Below are 15623 nucleotides of genomic sequence, written 5' to 3' on the forward strand. Positions count from 1 at the left end.
TCTTAAAATAATGAACACTTTAATCTAGTTCAATTATCTGTTATTTGAATTTAACTTGTTATTATAAGAAGCAAGGACTACTAATTGCAATCCCTGCTTCTATTAACTAATAAACAAGTTCACTTTATTCAACGGCTTTAATAGAATACTTTGCTCCTCCATAAGTAATATGGAGAAAACTATATTTTTTACTCTGCTGATTTTAGAGCTTTAGCACGTTCTTTTTCCCATTCTTCAAAATTCTTCTTGTAAGTTTCAGTGTTCATTGCCTTTTCCATGATAACCATACCCTTGAACTTGTAGTTAGATACTCCAAATGGCGCATATTGAGATGTAAATGGATCAAGTTTTGATGCCATAAATCCACCACCACCAAGGCCATAAGGAACTACGAAGGCTTCGTTGATTAAGAAAGCTTCAGCTTTTGCAAAGCCTTCATAACGTTTTTTCATATCTAAGGTTTCTGCTTTAGCTGCATTAACTAGGTTTTCATATTTACTCTTCCCATTAGCTTCTGCATAGCCTTCAGCCATATGTGGCCAGCAGTAGTTGCTATCTGGTGTAAATGGGTCTGTGTAAGTTTCTGGGTCTAAGTAGTCTGGGCCCCAGTTAACTTCCATGAATGCAAAGTTTCCAGCACGTCTTGTTCCATTTAAGAAACCTGTTGGTTGATGTGGCAATAAAACTATATCAATATAATCTTTTCCTAAAGCCTTTTCCATTTGCTGCTCTACTACTTGAGCACGATTTGTCCATTCAGTAGAACCTGTGTTATACGGCATTAATACTTTTACAGGGAAGGTTGCTTTATCCTTTAACTCTTCCATTGCCTTAGTTTTATAATCTAAAGCAGCCTTAGTATCAAAGGTATCCTTCTCAGAAATTTTCTTTAAATCTCCAAGTTTTGTGTAATCTGTTCCTTTCAAGCTTACAAAATTCCTTGGAGTTATAGTATTACTTAATCTTCTTTCAGGCTCATAAGGCTCAGAAGTTAACATTGCAGATTTTTTATCTAAAGCAGCCGCAAGGGATTTACGGAAGTTAGCATTGTTAACAACTCTCTTCCAGTTATCTGGCTCATGCTCTGGTGCAAATTTTGGATTAAAGTTAAAAGTATAGAAGAAAGAATAAAAACTTGTACTAGCAGGTCTTACCTGTTCTTTTTTAGTTGCATCCTTCATCCACTCATCTATAGAAGAAGATGGTACAGTGGTATCTGTAATTTCTCCACGTAAATAAAGCTCTGGGGATAAAGTGGCAGCTTCTTTGTTGTAAATGTAGTTTAACTTTTTAATATAAACATGGTCTTTGTCCCAATAATTTTCATTAGCTACAAATTCTCTCTTGCTCTGTGGTTCGTAGGTTTGTAAAATATAGGCTCCATTATATAATATTTTAGTATTATCTGTTCCAAACTTATCTCCGGTTTCTTCTAAGAACTTACCATTTGCAGGCATAAAACAAACATAAGTAACCATAGATAAGAAGTATGGTTTTGGTGATTCTAAAGTGTACTCAATTGTATTCTTATCAACTGCTTTAATTCCTACCTGAGAGAAATCAGTGATTTCACCTTTAAAATACTTTTCTCCATTTTTCAAGGCTCCGTAGGCTATGTTTGCAGTACTTGAGTTGTTTTTTGAATTAAGCACATACTTCATTCCGTCAACAAAATCTTGTGCTGTAACTTCAGCGTATTCTTTACCATCATTGGTATACCATTTAACTCCTTCACGAAGTTTAAAGGTCCAAGTTAATCCATCTTCAGATACCTTCCATTCTTTCGCTAAAGATGGCTGAACAACTCCGTTTTTATCATATTCAACTAGACAATCAACTACATTGGCCGCTGCTGCAAACTCATTTTCACTGGCAGTTATTAAGTAGTTTAAAGTAGTATACTCTCCTGAGTATACTGTTGAATAGTCTGCACTTGTGGGAACTTTCCCTTTGCCACAACCAGATAGCAACATTGTAGCAACCATTACTAATGCTATTAACTTTCTTTTCATGAGTGGCCTCCTTATAATTTCCATTAATTTATTTTAATGAGTCCTGAGTATTTTGTGTGACTCAAATAAAAACCTTTTTAAATGTTGCAAATATACTTGTTTACCACATAGATATTATGTGAGAAGATAAAATATGTATAAAAGATTAATTTTTTATACTTTTTTTAAACCTTATTTTAAATAGTTTAATAATGAATTTATTATTTTTTTCATAAATATACTGTATAAATATTCAAAATCAGCTAAAATGCTACTAACTTTAGGGGGGATGATTTAATATGAAAAGTTCCAATTTAATAATCCATAATAACTCTGAGTCCTTTATGGAAGGAAACTTTATAAACACTTCACTTTTAACAGAAAAAGGCACTATAGAATTGCAGTGTAATCACGGGGTTTATTCAAGGGAAGGGAGTTATATCTCAACAGTTATAAACACTTCGCCCTTTGAATCCTTAATTATCTCTTGGAATGTAATTACTCCAAAGAATACTAAAATTAGAGTATGGGGAAGAGTCTTCGTAGATGATACTTGGAGTAGCTGGCTTTCCTTAGGCACTTGGGCTACAAATAGTGATAGATTTAGTAGCTGTGAAAATACTTCTGATAAACTCGCCTCTGTGAGCACAGATACCTTAAAGATTAAAGGTGATGGAAACACTGCTTCTGCTCTCCAATATAAAATAGAATTCTTCTCTGAAGATGGAGAAACTACTCCATCTCTAAGCCTTGTAGCTGCTACTATTAAAAACACCTTAGCTGGTCAAAATATTCCTCTAGCTTATAAGGATAATGTTAGAAAGGAAGTAATAGATAACTATGAGGGAGTTCTTCCTGTATACCCCTACTCTCAAATGACAAAGGATCCTAAAATCGCTCATGTAATGTGCAGTGCCACAAGTACCTCAATGGTTTTAAGATTTCACGGTGTGGACATAACCCCTGAGGAAGTAGCTTTTGGTCTTTATGATTCACATTATAAAGGCTTTGGTAATTGGATATTCAATACAGCTTATATCTCCTCCTTTGGATTAGAATCCTATGTGGCTTACTTTCATTCTATAGAAGATTTAAAGAGAGAGCTTATTAAAGGAAACCCCGTGATTGTAAGTGTCCGTTATAAACAACCTGATTGTGATAAAAGCCTTCCTGTAATAACCAACGCAGCTTGCTCCTTTACTTTTGGTCATATCATTGTAGTTAAAGGGTTTGTTATAGAAGAAGGTAAGGAATATGTGGTAGTTAACGATCCTGCTGCTAAAACTGATGTTGGGGTTTCTTTAAGATATGCACTTGAGGAATTCTTAGCTGCCTGGGGTGGAAGAGTAGCTTATGTGATTCATAAAAATAAAGCCATAACACCTGCTCCTGAAAGAATTAAGGTTCAATTTAAGCCTACTGGACAAAAAAAAGAAAATAATAGTATATCTTATGAAGAATATAAGCTTTTTGCTGAAGGTGAGGAAATAACCCTTAAGAAGCAAGGTCCTTGTAGTATTATGTTCAAACCTCAAAAGAAAGAAAGGTATAGTTATTATTTAAACATTGAAGAAGTATTAGATGATAGTCTAATGGTGGAAGAAGAAAGTACTTCTTTATGGATTTCCCATGAGAATATATTAGGCATTAGTAATTTAGAAAACCAGCAAGCTTATGACTTTAGAATTGTTTGTCAGAATGCTGTAACTTATGATGGAGTTCTTACTATTAGTTAAATTTATGTGAAAAAGCGTGTTCTAGCACGCTTTTTATATTTCTAAAATTATCTAACAAGCATTTCACTTTCTTTAATACTTTAGATGAAAATTTGACGCCTATCTAAAAGGGTGTGCAAATTATTTCTCCAAAATATGATTAAACTTCATTTATTAAGTCTTCATATGTATTAATAAAATTACAGTTACCTTATTATTTTATGGTGAAAAATAAAGGCAGAGCCGAAGCTCCGCCAGATATAATAAAAAGTGAACAATTCATCTTGTTCAATATCCTATAAGGAAAACTATTCTCCTTATAGTTTTCCACTGCTTCAAAGCTTTAATTCCCATGGGAAAGCCTTATCTTAAATTTACTTTAATGCTATTAAGCCTGTCCAGTTTTTTTCTTTTAAAAAGTCTCTAAATAAATGGATTAGCTGGGAAGAAGATATCGAATAAAAATGATAATCTTACAGTTTGTCCAGCTGGTATAACCACATCTACACGTCCTATAGAATTTGAAGTTATTGCTTCTTCTGAGTTTGGTTGAACTATTATTGTTTGAGTTGGCCCTTCTCCAGCTACATTAATTGTTACTGGGAATGATGACAAGTTTCTTACTATAATAGTACCAAAAGGAAATATTGGATCAGCTGCATTCAAGCAATTTCTAAAAGCAGTGCCAGTATAAATAGTCTCGGCAGTTTGTTGTCCTGTATTGTTAGTTCTTACTAAATTTAAAGCAAATTGCTGATGGATTAGTGGGCACTCAACATCTGGAGCCACACTATAACTAATTAGTTCACTGTTGAATGGGCAGTTAAAGAATCTTCTGTCATTGTAGTACCTGCCACAGCCATTGTTGTTATCTGAATCATAAGAATTTATTCTTGTATTTTCACTCATATATTACACCTCATTAACTTTTTGAGACAAAAATAGATGCTTGTCCCTATTACATTATATTCCTCTACGAAAGTATGTGTGCATAGATTGCCTTTTGTTTTTAATTGCATTTTTTATTTTCATATTATTTAGGTTATTGACAAAGCATAAACAAGGAGTATATACTGTATATATAGTTTATATACAGTATATACCCTTTAGTAAAGGAGCTAGCTATGAATATTATTATTTCAAATTCATCAGGGGAACCCATATACGAACAAATAACTAACCAAGTTAAAAGTGCCATAATGAAAGGAGAACTTTCAGAGTGCGAACTTCTTCCCTCAATAAGACTTTTAGCAAAAGAGCTTCAAATAAGCGTTATCACAACAAAGCGTGCTTATGAAGAGCTTGAACGAGAAGGATTTATCGAAACTGTACCTGGAAAAGGTTCTTATGTATCAAGTCAAAATAAAGAACTATTGAAAGAAAAAAGACTAAAAGAGCTAGAAAACAAATTAACTGAAGTAATTACAGAAAGTAAGCTAATTGGATTAACTCTTTTAGAGCTTGAAGAAATGCTTAGGCTGCTTTTCAATGAAGATAGCTAAGTTTATGGATAGTAAGCTTTGTTTAGGTTATATTAAGTTTTTCCTAAAGGAGGAATTACCATGGAAAATATATTAGAAATCAATAATTTGAATAAATGCTATAAAGGGTTTTCCTTGAAAAATGTGAGTTTTTCCTTAAAACCCGGTTTTGTCATGGGCTTTATAGGTCCTAATGGTGCAGGAAAAAGTACAACTATTAAACTTATAATGAATTTAATAAAAAAAGATAGTGGCACTATTAACATCTTTGGTAAAGACAATATCGATAATGAGAAAGAAGTAAAATCGAAAATTGGCTTTGTATATGATGAAAATTATTACTATGAAGATTTAACCATTAAAGATATGAAAAATATTTTAGCACCCTTTTATGCGAATTGGGATAATAAAGTTTATGATAAATATATAAAAGACTTTAATTTACCTTCAAATAAGAAAATTAAAGAGCTTTCTAAAGGAATGAAAATGAAGTTTTCTTTAGCCATTGCACTATCCCACAAAGCAGAACTTATTATAATGGATGAGCCTACAGCAGGATTAGACCCAGTGTTTAGAAGCGAGCTTCTAGATATTCTTTATGGAATAATCCAAGATGAAAATGTAAGTATTTTCTTTTCAACCCATATTACAAATGACTTGGAAAAAATAGCAGATTTTATAACTTTCATAAATAATGGCGAGATTGTATTCTCAGAATCAAAGGATAAGATACTTGAGGATTACGCTATTGTTAAAGGTAAAAAGGAGCTTTTGGATTCTGATATCCGTAAGGAATTTATTTCACTTCGTGAGAATAGCTTTGGGTTTGAAGGATTAACAAACAATCCCCCTCATATAAGAAAACTGTTTAATGGAGAGGTCATTATTGAAAGACCTACCTTAGAAGATATTTTAGTTTACACAGTAAGGGGGAATGCCTAATGTATAATTTAATTCTAAAGGAATTTTTAGTACAAAAGAAGGTTTTACTTTTTGGGTTTATTTATATAATCTTTTCAGTCTATGCTTTTCAAAGCATAGTTCCTAATGGAGGTGCTATATACACGCTTGCACCCTTTGCTGTAGTTTATATTCTTATTAACTATTCCTGTGGCTATGATGATAAAAACAAGACCTATATTATATTTAACAGCTTACCACTGAAACGTGAAGATATTGTAATTTCAAAATTTCTGGCTGTTTTTGCCTTTGCGGCATATAGTATTATCTGTTCAATATTATTGGGCTCCCTAGGATTCTATATTGGACTTCCAAACTTTGAAAGACTTATCTCCTTAGAGGATATTGTAGTTGTTATAACTGGAGGGGCTTTGTTCGCATCAATTTTTTATCCTCTTTACTTTAAGTTTGGAATACTTAAAATGAAGTTTGCAAATATAGTTTTGTTTATGGCTTTTATGTTTATCCCTAGCTTTATAGCAGATTATGTGAGTTCTCATCCTAATAGTGCCATGGTAAAAAATATTCAAGGGCTTATTTTGAATACACCTTCATTAGTTTCTAAAACTTTTTTAATTCTTATAGTTCTTATAATTTTTCTTATTTCTCTTCTAATTTCTATGAAAATATATAAAGGTAAGGACTTTGAATAACTTATAAATAAAGCTAGAGCTTCCCTTAAATCTTGAGGGCTCTAGCTTTTACTGGTTGAAAAATTTACGCTAATAAAATATTATTAATCTCCATCTAAAATTATATCTCTCTCATGCTGCTTTTCAATTTAAATTAACGACAATACTATCCCAACGCCATATGCGATTCCTGCTGCCACTCCCCCAACTAACAAAGTTTCAATTCCTGATTTAATCCAACTTAATTCTGTAATTTTGGCTTTAACAGATCCAAGAACAAATAAAGTTATTCCAGTTAATACACAGTCAAAAGCAAAAACATTGTTCTGTATGAAGTCTATTTTTACTCCTATAATATAAGCCAACACTGGTATAAATCCAAAAACTACAAAAGAGAAAAAGGTTACCAAAGCATTTTTAAGTGGTGATTCATTGTCTTCTAATATTCCTAGTTCCTCTACCATCATTATATCCACCCAAGCTTTTTTATGTTTAGATATAATATCTACTATCTGTTTGCTATCCTCTTCACTTATTCCCTTTGCCATGTATATTTCTTTAAGCTCTAACTTTTCCCCCTGAGGATAATTCTCTACTTCCCAAGCTTCTCTAGCTCTTTCTCCTTTTTTAAATTCCATTTCAGCCTTGGTGCTTAAATAATCTCCAATAGCCATAGAAAATCCATCCGCAAGAAGATTTGCCATGCCTAAAATTAATATAACTCCTGAGGATAAAGAAGCTCCCACAACTCCCGCCACCACTGCAAATGTTGTAATTATTCCATCCATTCCCCCATAAACTAAGCTTTTGATGTAATTTCCCTCCATTTTATGATTTTCTCCTGCTGCTCCTAAGTGCGCCTTCTTGCTCTCTTCCACGTTTCTAGCTTTATAAGCTTCCTTAGCCTTTTCTAAGTTTCTTGTTAGCACAGAATATGCCCCCTATTTTTTTGCTATACTCTTAATAATATGCTTTGTTTAGAAGATAAATTCTAAGGGAATTCTGTTGTTGCCTATATGAAAACTGCCAAGGAAGAACCCTTTAACTTACAGTTAAAATATGGTATAGTTTACTTAAGTTTGTATTTGTATAGAAAGTCAAATGGAAGTGGGGAATTAAGAATGGATAGAGTAAAAGAACAACGTAATTGGATGAAATCTAACTTTAGAGAAGATGATGATTTTCAATCCGATCAAGAACTTAAACTACCTCAGCCACCTTTAGAAAAACCTTATGATAAAAATGGGGAAATTATATCACTACCAGAAGTAGACCATAGTATTTTTACTAAAACTAGTTTTTTAGATATTTTAAGAGATAGAAAAAGTAATAGAAGCTATACTGATGAAATCTTAAGCTTAAAAGAATTATCCTTCTTACTTTGGGCTACTCAAGGAGTGAAGGACGTTCGTGGCAATAATTATGCTACCATAAGACCTGTGCCCTCTGCTGGAGCAAGACATCCTTTTGAAACCTACCTTGCTGTTAGAAGAGTAGAAGGACTAAAAAATGGAGTATACCGTTACTTAGCTTTAACTCATGAGCTATTACTTTTATTTGAAGACGAAAACCTAGAGGAAAGACTTTCAACAGTTACCCTAGATCAAAAGTTTGTAGGGAAAAGTGCTGTAACTTTTATTTGGAGTGCAATTCCTTATAGAGGGGAATGGAGATATAATGTCTATGCTCATAAACCAATGCTTCTAGATGCTGGTCATGTTTGCCAAAACCTTTACCTTGCTTGTGAAGCAATTAGCTGTGGTACTTGTGCTGTAGCAGCTTATGACCAAGAAGCCATAGACAGCTTTTTAAACCTAGATGGAGAAGATGAATTCGTGGTTTATGTAAGTCCTGTGGGAAAAGTTAAATAAATTAAAAGAACTAACTTAAATCTTTAGTACATGAATTTAAGTTAGTTCTTTTTTTATCTCAATTCCCTCATTAGTAGCTCTCAGTAAAATGCTTTGTACTAATTAATTTAACTTTGTATTGACCTTAGTGTTAGGTGAAGGTTTACAATTAAATCATAGTTAGTAATAAAGGAGATGTTTAATACATGTATACCATTCAACAAGTGTCTAAAATGTTTAATATATCAACTAACAAAGTAAGATTTTATGAAGAGAAAGGCTTAATAAGACCCGAAAGAAACCAGATTAACGATTATAGATATTTTACTCAGGAAGATTTAATAAAGCTTCAATCCATACTTTTATATAGAGTTATTGGACTATCAATTGAAGACATTAAGGAACTTCTATCAAAGAATACTAAAAACAATTATCTTGACCATTTTCATAAGCAATGGCAAATAGTTAATGATGAGATTCATAGACTAATTCAAATAAGAACTTCTTTAGAAAAAATTATAGATACTATATATGAAGATACGGAAGATAATAAACATACTAATATATTGAAAGTTATTAATGAAACTAATGAAATAAATTTGTTAAAAAGTCAATGGGAGGATAAATGGGACTTTAATAGTTGGGCATCAACCTATGATAAAGCTGTAGCTAAAAATATAGGCACCTTAGGAATGTATAAAAATTATAATAAGATATTAGATGAGGTTTTCACTGCTGCAACTTCCTTCGATAAAGAAGACCCTGATATCTTAGAAATAGGTGTAGGAACAGGAAACTTAGCTAATAGATTTTTTAAAGCTGGTCATAACATTGTGGGTATAGATCAATCTAGGGAAATGTTAAATGTGGCAAAGGAAAAAAATCCAAAATTAAAAGTCAGACTAGGAGAATTCTTAAAAATTCCTTATGATAATAAAACCTTTGATATTATAGTCTCCACCTATGCATTTCATCATTTAGATGATAAAGAGAAGATTATTGCAATAAGTGAACTTATAAGGGTATTAAAAGATAATGGAAAAATAGTTATTGGTGACTTAATGTTTGAGAATGAAGATGCTAAAGACAGACTATTTGCTAACCTAACTAAAGACCAAATATGTGAGATAGAGGATGAATATTATTCTAACATTGACTTCCTTCAGGAAGAATTTAAGAAATATAATAAAACTTTAAAGTATACTCAAGTAGATTATATTAACTTTATTATTGAAGTTGATTAAACTCTAAAATTTACTCGCTCAAATTAAAAATAAATAAGCCGCCCTGTCTTTTAATTTGCTTGAAAACAACAGAAAAGACTAACTTATAAATCACTAATACATGAATTTAAGTTAGTTCTTTTTTATCTCTATTACTCTAGGTTTACTGTTTTTTTCTTATATAACTCCTTGTTTTTTTGCTCCCTTATTATGTATGTTGCTAAAGCAATGAATATAATACCAAAAATTAATTGTGCTAAATTAAACTTTGAAACATAGTCAGGTCTTATAATACTCATGGTAGCAACTATAAAATTATTAATGAAATGACCAAGGATGCATAGAGCTAAAGATCTTGTTCTCAAGTAAATATATCCTAGTATTAACCCCACGAGAAAAGCATTAATAAACTGAGGAATATTCATGTGTATTAATCCAAATATGAATGCTGATAATACTATAGCTGCAAAATCATTGTATCTTTTTAAAAATAACTCTAATATTATGCCTCTAGATATAACCTCTTCAAAAATTGGTGCTGTAATTGTAAGAGAAAAAAACATCAAATAGTTGTTGGAGGCAATTTTATTGAAGCTACTTTCTATGAACTTAGGAATAGGTATTTGGTCTAATAATAGTCCAAAAGTATTTTGGCTAAATAAATAGTAACCTATAAATAATGTGAGTACGGAAATAGTCCAATTAATGTTTATTCTTCCTCTTATACTTAATTTCTCTAATCCTTCAGCCTTGAAGGATTTCATCATTAGTATTATAGCCATTGTGTATGCTATTACTCCGCTAAATTCTTCAAGCAAAAGTCCTGGAAGTGTATTCTCTTGAATATGAATCAATGCTTTAATTATTTCAAATACAAGAAAAACTACTGTTGATGAAACAATTGGAACATATAAAATAAATACTCCCATAGCTCTCCAAAAGGAAGTTCCTTCATCACGGTTTTTAATTATATTCATTGCCAAATCCTCCTGTTGTTTTTAATATTTAATATATCTACATTAAAGCTTCTTATCTTATAATTAGTCTCATACAAACTAAAGCTTTTAAGTATTGTGATAAGCTGATTCTATAAACTATAATTTAGTGTATTGCTCATCAAATCAATAGTGTCTTTGATTTACTTTGTCAAAGAAATCCATTGGTCTATTTATCCACCTAGTTGCAAGATATACACCACCAGTAAAAAAGTAGTAGAAAAGCATTGTTTTCCATATAAAGGGTAGAACTATCATTACAGGTAGTCCATATAGTACCACTTCCATTTTAGTAAATACTTTTATCTCTCCATAGTTAAATATTTGAATATTATTATATAATCTCTTACTTGTGAAACTCATCATTAGAGTAAATACGTTTATACCTATAATTGCAACTGATAGTAAAACAAAAGTGCCCTTTTTAATAGGTAATATGCCCTTGGTGTTCGACACTGAAAAAACGCAATATACATACAAACTCCACACATAAAATAAATCCCATCTTTTTCTCTTCTTTAAATATCCCTCAGGTAAGCTCTCATATACTTCTTTGTTATCTCTCTTCACTTTATTGCCTCTCATAATAATTAATAGTGCCTTTCTCTCGCCTTATCAAAGGCATCCTTTGGCCTATTAATACTTCCAGCTGTACGATATGCATTTACAAAACAAATCAAATATACTAGTAACAGTACATGAAATCTCTGCACTATAAAAGGTACCATTACTATTATAGGTAATGCATATAATAGCACTTCTATTTTTGTAAATACTTTTACCTCTCCATATTTATATATTGGAATATTATTGTAAGTTCTTTTGCTGTTGACACTCATCATCATAGCAAATGTGTTTATACCTATCATCACAACTAAACCTATAATGAAAGTGGTTTTTTCAACAGATATTATGTCATAAGTATTTAATATTAAAAATATGCCAAGCACATATAAGCTCCACACATAACGCAAATCACTTTTTTTCCTTTGTTCTAAATACCCCTCAGGCAAACTTTCATATAACTCTTTATTATCTGTTTTCATTTTGCTATATTCCCCTTTTAACTATTTAATTATTTTGTTGTATTGATTAATTTCAAAACCATATTATAGTAAAACTAACCATATTATGTAATCATTATATAATAATTCATACATAAATAAAACACTACCTAGTTGCTAACAACGTTATCTAAAGCCTATTTTTACCTTTTATTCCTCTACTGGTCTGTTTTCCTTTTACTTGTTCATAGTTTCAATGAAATCTAAATCTAAGCAACTTAAAATTTCTTTGTATTGTTTCTTTTTCTGTATTTTTTAAGTTATATTAACATTTTCTTTAGAAAAATTCTTTATTTATATAAATTTCGCTAATATGCTCATAATGTAAACTCAACTTAATTTCTATCAACTGGAATGATATTTGCTCTACTCAGCATAAAGGAATAAAATAGAACAGTAAGAGGAATATAAAAAGTATTTATAAGGAGAAAAACTTATGATAATGAATTATACTGAAACACAAAAGGAAGTTATTCTTAAAACCTTAGATTTTGTAAAAGAAACTCTATATGGAGAAGGATCTGGTCATGATTATTGGCATGTTTATAGAGTTTGGAATAATGCTAAGTCTTTAGCTCAAAGTGAGCTTTGTAATAACTATATAGTAGAACTTGGAGCACTGCTTCATGATATTGCAGATCACAAGTTTCATGGTGGAGATTTAACCATAGGACCTAGAGTTGCAAGAGAATTTCTAGAAAAACTAGGAGTTGAAGAAGAAGTTATAAGTGGCGTATGCGAAATCATTGCTACAATTTCTTTTAAAGGTGCTAAGGTAGTTTCAGAAATGAGTACTATTGAAGGCATGATAGTTCAAGATGCCGATAGACTTGACGCTATTGGAGCTATCGGAATTGCTCGAACCTTTGCCTATGGTGGCCACAAAGGTCATGAAATGTATAACCCAGGCATTAAACCAAAGCTTCATGAAACCTTTGAAGCTTACAAGAATTCTAAAGGCACCACTGTAAATCATTTTTATGAAAAGCTACTTCTTTTAAAGGATTTAATGAATACAGAAACTGCTAAGAAGGTAGCTAAAAAAAGGCATGAATATATGGAAGAGTTCTTATCACAATTTTACCATGAGTGGGATGGAACAATGTAAGAAGTAACACGTCACTGATAGTAAGTAAATTATCCCCCCATACATTTTAAGTATGGGGGGATGTTTTTATATCAAGGTATTTGTTAGCTACTTTTTAAAACTAGTTCTTCCAAGGCACAAGCTAACTGATCTGGACAAGAAGTTTCCGTCTTGCATGGAGTTCCTTTTAACCTTTGAATTACTTCTTTTACTTTCATACCTTCAAGAAGACTTGCTAATCCTCTGGTGTTTCCTGGGCATCCCTTAACAAAGGAAACCTTTTTCAAAATATCATTTTCCACCTGAAAGTTAATCTCTGTTGCACAGCAACCTGTTGTCTTATAAGTGTATTCCATTTTAATTATCCCCCGTTTCTTTTATATACATATAAAAATATAAAGGCACTTTTCTAAAATATCAATAGCTATTGACATCTATTGATAAATCTGATTAAACTTCACTAATTAATTACAAGAATAATTTTGAATTTTCACGCTATTACCCCCTAAATTGATGCTATAATAATTATATAGCTTTAATTTGAATTAATGATTTAGGGGGTTATCAGTGAATAATATTAATTTAAAGTTTAAGAATTCTAGGACTTACTTTGCAACGGGAATTATATGGGTAGTAATAGGTATATTAAATACAATTCAGTTATTATTTTTTGCTAAATTTCATCCATTGCCTTTGCTTTACTCCATCTCAATAGTCTTAGATATTATACTTGCTGTACATTACCTTACCTTTTCTAAAAAAGCTTATATAAAAATTTCATCAAACTATATATGCATTTATAAATGGGTACTCTCTAAACCCTATGAAATTAGATTTGATGAAATTAATTATGCTGAAGTTGCTGGAAACAAATTTTATGTTATGCCCTTATCAAATTTTTCTAAGAAAGATTTATTAATACACATAGACTATCTTTATAAACAGGATTATGAAATACTTATTGAAACTTTTAACAAACACGGAATACTAGTTAGAGATCTCTATAAGGGCTCAATCTTCTGATTATGCTCTTTTTATAAACAAGGTATGGAGGTATCTCATGAATTATTTTATTATGTCCATAGCCATAATTTCAATATTTTTGTCCTTTTTCCGATATATAAATTCCTATAAATATACTAAGGATTGCCAAGGAGTCATAAGAATTAGAAATTCAAGAATTCCCACTGCTATATTTCTAATAATAGGAATAGCTGAATTTTTCACTAATCTAAATGGATTAAATCTTTTAAACATTACTTTCCAAGGATTTCTTAACCCATTTTCAAAAGCCCTTCCCTGGTTATTATCCTCTATAGCATATTATGACTATAATTTTATTACTTCTAATGGAGTTATAATTAATGGAAAGCTGTACCCTTGGAAAGAAATAGTACAATGGAGTTATAAGTTAGACTTTTATAACATCATAGTTCTTAAGGTTATTCCTAAGGACAATAATGATTCTATCAGTGCTACCAATCTACATGAAGTTGAAATAAAAATATCTGATAAATCGTCAACGGAAGTGGAAACTATCCTTACACAATACCTAGGAGAAAAACGCATTGCTTTAAAACAAATTTTTTAAACTATAGGAGGTAATTAGAAATGGAAAAAGCCTTTGAATGTCTAAGATGTAAAAGTGAAATGGAGTACTTAAAGGAGTACAGATTTGATTCCCAAGACAACAACAGAGGACTATTTAGTGCATTTTTTGATGTTGAAGAACATTTGATTTTTAATATTTATGTTTGTCCTAACTGTAGACACACTGAATTTTTCTATAATGGTACACTAAAGGGTCTTGATTATTAAAATAGACCTTTTAAACCAGCTTATTACTTAGGAACTTTATGCAAGTTGCTGCATATTTTCACTTAGTAATTAACCCTAAATGTTATGCTTATTCTCTACTTATAGCTAACATTTAGGGTTAATCTTATTTTATATAAGATTACTTTCCTTTTTAGATTTACAGTGCTATATTTATTGTATTCATTGGATAAAATAATATTTAAGTGAAAAGTTCAACAATTACATAAATTTATCACTGCTTACACCATATTTGTATAATATAAAATACGAATGTTTTAAGGTAGTGTTTTTAGAGCTACTCTATTTTTATGTGGCTTCATTAAAATTATAACGCTACCTAATTCATAAAGGGGGACTATTAAAATGATACCTGCAAAGTTGTTAGAAGTATTAAGTAAGGAAGGTGTAGTTGCAATTGTTACAGAGGGCAAAGAAGGTGCTCATCTAGTTAACAGCTGGAATAGCTATATAAAAATCACTACAGATGAAAGTTTACTCGTTCCTGTTGGCGGCATGAAGGTTACTGAAGCTAATCTTCAAGAAAACAATAAAGTACTTGTAACTATAGGTAGCCGTGAAGTTGAAGGTTTTCATTCAAAGGGAACTGGATTTTTAATCACTGGAACTGCATCCATGCTTTATGAGGGGGCTAGATTTAATAAGACCAAAGAAAGCTTTCCTTGGGCAAGAGCAGTACTTGAAATAAGACCTGAAGCTATAACTCAAACTTTATAAATATGTACAAAAAAGTAGCCCTCCAATTAGGAGTATGGCTACTTTCTTAATTTATAATACTAAATTATTGTT

Annotated in this window: 18 protein-coding genes; 11 read left to right on the forward strand and 7 right to left on the reverse strand. The window is 31.2% G+C overall.

The annotated features are described in order from the left end of the window. Positions 1-188: 188 nt before the first annotated feature. Positions 189-2012: a peptide ABC transporter substrate-binding protein gene (locus tag C661_RS0108625; RefSeq protein ID WP_017414913.1), complete on the reverse strand. Its 1824-nt coding sequence runs from the start codon at positions 2010-2012 to the stop codon at positions 189-191. 278 nt (positions 2013-2290) lie between these two features. Between C661_RS0108625 and C661_RS0108630 the strand changes: the two genes are divergently transcribed. Further along, the gene (locus C661_RS0108630; RefSeq protein ID WP_017414914.1) at positions 2291-3727 is read left to right on the forward strand and encodes a C39 family peptidase; all 1437 of its coding nucleotides are present in this window, start codon (positions 2291-2293) and stop codon (positions 3725-3727) included. 402 nt (positions 3728-4129) lie between these two features. Here the strand turns inward: C661_RS0108630 and C661_RS0108635 are convergent, their stop codons facing one another. Next, complete coding sequence (locus tag C661_RS0108635; protein ID WP_017414915.1) at positions 4130-4615, reverse strand: hypothetical protein; 486 nt, start codon at positions 4613-4615, stop codon at positions 4130-4132. 215 nt (positions 4616-4830) lie between these two features. Between C661_RS0108635 and C661_RS0108640 the strand changes: the two genes are divergently transcribed. Genes C661_RS0108640 through C661_RS0108655 form a run of 3 tightly spaced genes read left to right on the forward strand, consistent with a single transcriptional unit; the run spans position 4831 to position 6800 of the window. Continuing rightward, positions 4831-5208, forward strand: a complete 378-nt coding sequence (locus C661_RS0108640) for a GntR family transcriptional regulator (protein ID WP_017414916.1) — start codon at positions 4831-4833, stop codon at positions 5206-5208. A 60-nt stretch (positions 5209-5268) separates the two neighbouring features. Further along, entirely contained in the window at positions 5269-6129 is an 861-nt protein-coding gene (locus C661_RS0108650; protein WP_017414918.1) for an ABC transporter ATP-binding protein, read from the forward strand. Next, on the forward strand, positions 6129-6800 hold the full coding sequence (locus tag C661_RS0108655) for an ABC-2 transporter permease (protein WP_017414919.1): 672 nt from the start codon (positions 6129-6131) through the stop codon (positions 6798-6800). Before C661_RS0108650 ends, C661_RS0108655 begins: the two co-directional genes overlap by 1 nt. A gap of 128 nt (positions 6801-6928) precedes the next feature. On the opposite strand, the gene C661_RS0108660 is transcribed toward C661_RS0108655, so the two are convergent. After that, positions 6929-7708, reverse strand: coding sequence for a VIT1/CCC1 transporter family protein (locus C661_RS0108660; protein ID WP_017414920.1), 780 nt, complete (start codon positions 7706-7708; stop codon positions 6929-6931). An 87-nt stretch (positions 7709-7795) separates the two neighbouring features. On the opposite strand from C661_RS0108660, the gene C661_RS0108665 reads away from it, so the two are divergent. Further along, entirely contained in the window at positions 7796-8650 is an 855-nt protein-coding gene (locus C661_RS0108665) for a SagB/ThcOx family dehydrogenase (protein ID WP_017414921.1), read from the forward strand. A 185-nt stretch (positions 8651-8835) separates the two neighbouring features. After that, positions 8836-9873 carry a MerR family transcriptional regulator gene (locus tag C661_RS0108670; RefSeq protein ID WP_017414922.1) on the forward strand — a complete coding sequence of 346 codons (1038 nt, stop codon included), beginning with the start codon at positions 8836-8838 and terminating at the stop codon, positions 9871-9873. 131 nt (positions 9874-10004) lie between these two features. Here the strand turns inward: C661_RS0108670 and C661_RS0108675 are convergent, their stop codons facing one another. The 3 genes from C661_RS0108675 to C661_RS0108685 form a co-directional block, all read right to left on the reverse strand. Continuing rightward, positions 10005-10829, reverse strand: coding sequence for a CPBP family intramembrane glutamic endopeptidase (locus C661_RS0108675; RefSeq protein WP_017414923.1), 825 nt, complete (start codon positions 10827-10829; stop codon positions 10005-10007). Between the two features lie 144 nt (positions 10830-10973). Next, complete coding sequence (locus tag C661_RS0108680; RefSeq protein WP_017414924.1) at positions 10974-11417, reverse strand: hypothetical protein; 444 nt, start codon at positions 11415-11417, stop codon at positions 10974-10976. Between the two features lie 20 nt (positions 11418-11437). Beyond that, positions 11438-11893, reverse strand: coding sequence for a hypothetical protein (locus C661_RS0108685; RefSeq protein ID WP_017414925.1), 456 nt, complete (start codon positions 11891-11893; stop codon positions 11438-11440). A gap of 454 nt (positions 11894-12347) precedes the next feature. Between C661_RS0108685 and C661_RS0108690 the strand changes: the two genes are divergently transcribed. Next, positions 12348-13019: an HD domain-containing protein gene (locus tag C661_RS0108690; protein ID WP_017414926.1), complete on the forward strand. Its 672-nt coding sequence runs from the start codon at positions 12348-12350 to the stop codon at positions 13017-13019. Between the two features lie 83 nt (positions 13020-13102). Here the strand turns inward: C661_RS0108690 and C661_RS0108695 are convergent, their stop codons facing one another. Then, positions 13103-13354, reverse strand: coding sequence for a TIGR03905 family TSCPD domain-containing protein (locus tag C661_RS0108695; RefSeq protein ID WP_017414927.1), 252 nt, complete (start codon positions 13352-13354; stop codon positions 13103-13105). A gap of 211 nt (positions 13355-13565) precedes the next feature. Between C661_RS0108695 and C661_RS0108700 the strand changes: the two genes are divergently transcribed. The 4 genes from C661_RS0108700 (at position 13566) to C661_RS0108715 (ending at position 15551) form a co-directional block, all read left to right on the forward strand. Next, on the forward strand, positions 13566-14021 hold the full coding sequence (locus C661_RS0108700; RefSeq protein WP_017414928.1) for a hypothetical protein: 456 nt from the start codon (positions 13566-13568) through the stop codon (positions 14019-14021). A 37-nt stretch (positions 14022-14058) separates the two neighbouring features. Beyond that, positions 14059-14589, forward strand: coding sequence for a DUF5673 domain-containing protein (locus C661_RS0108705; protein ID WP_017414929.1), 531 nt, complete (start codon positions 14059-14061; stop codon positions 14587-14589). 20 nt (positions 14590-14609) lie between these two features. Beyond that, positions 14610-14816: a zinc ribbon domain-containing protein gene (locus C661_RS0108710; RefSeq protein WP_017414930.1), complete on the forward strand. Its 207-nt coding sequence runs from the start codon at positions 14610-14612 to the stop codon at positions 14814-14816. Between the two features lie 363 nt (positions 14817-15179). Continuing rightward, positions 15180-15551 carry a pyridoxamine 5'-phosphate oxidase family protein gene (locus C661_RS0108715; protein ID WP_017414931.1) on the forward strand — a complete coding sequence of 124 codons (372 nt, stop codon included), beginning with the start codon at positions 15180-15182 and terminating at the stop codon, positions 15549-15551. Positions 15552-15623: the final 72 nt, after the last annotated feature.

Source organism: Clostridium tunisiense TJ (assembly GCF_000300195.1).
GTDB lineage: Bacteria > Bacillota > Clostridia > Clostridiales > Clostridiaceae > Clostridium_J > Clostridium_J tunisiense.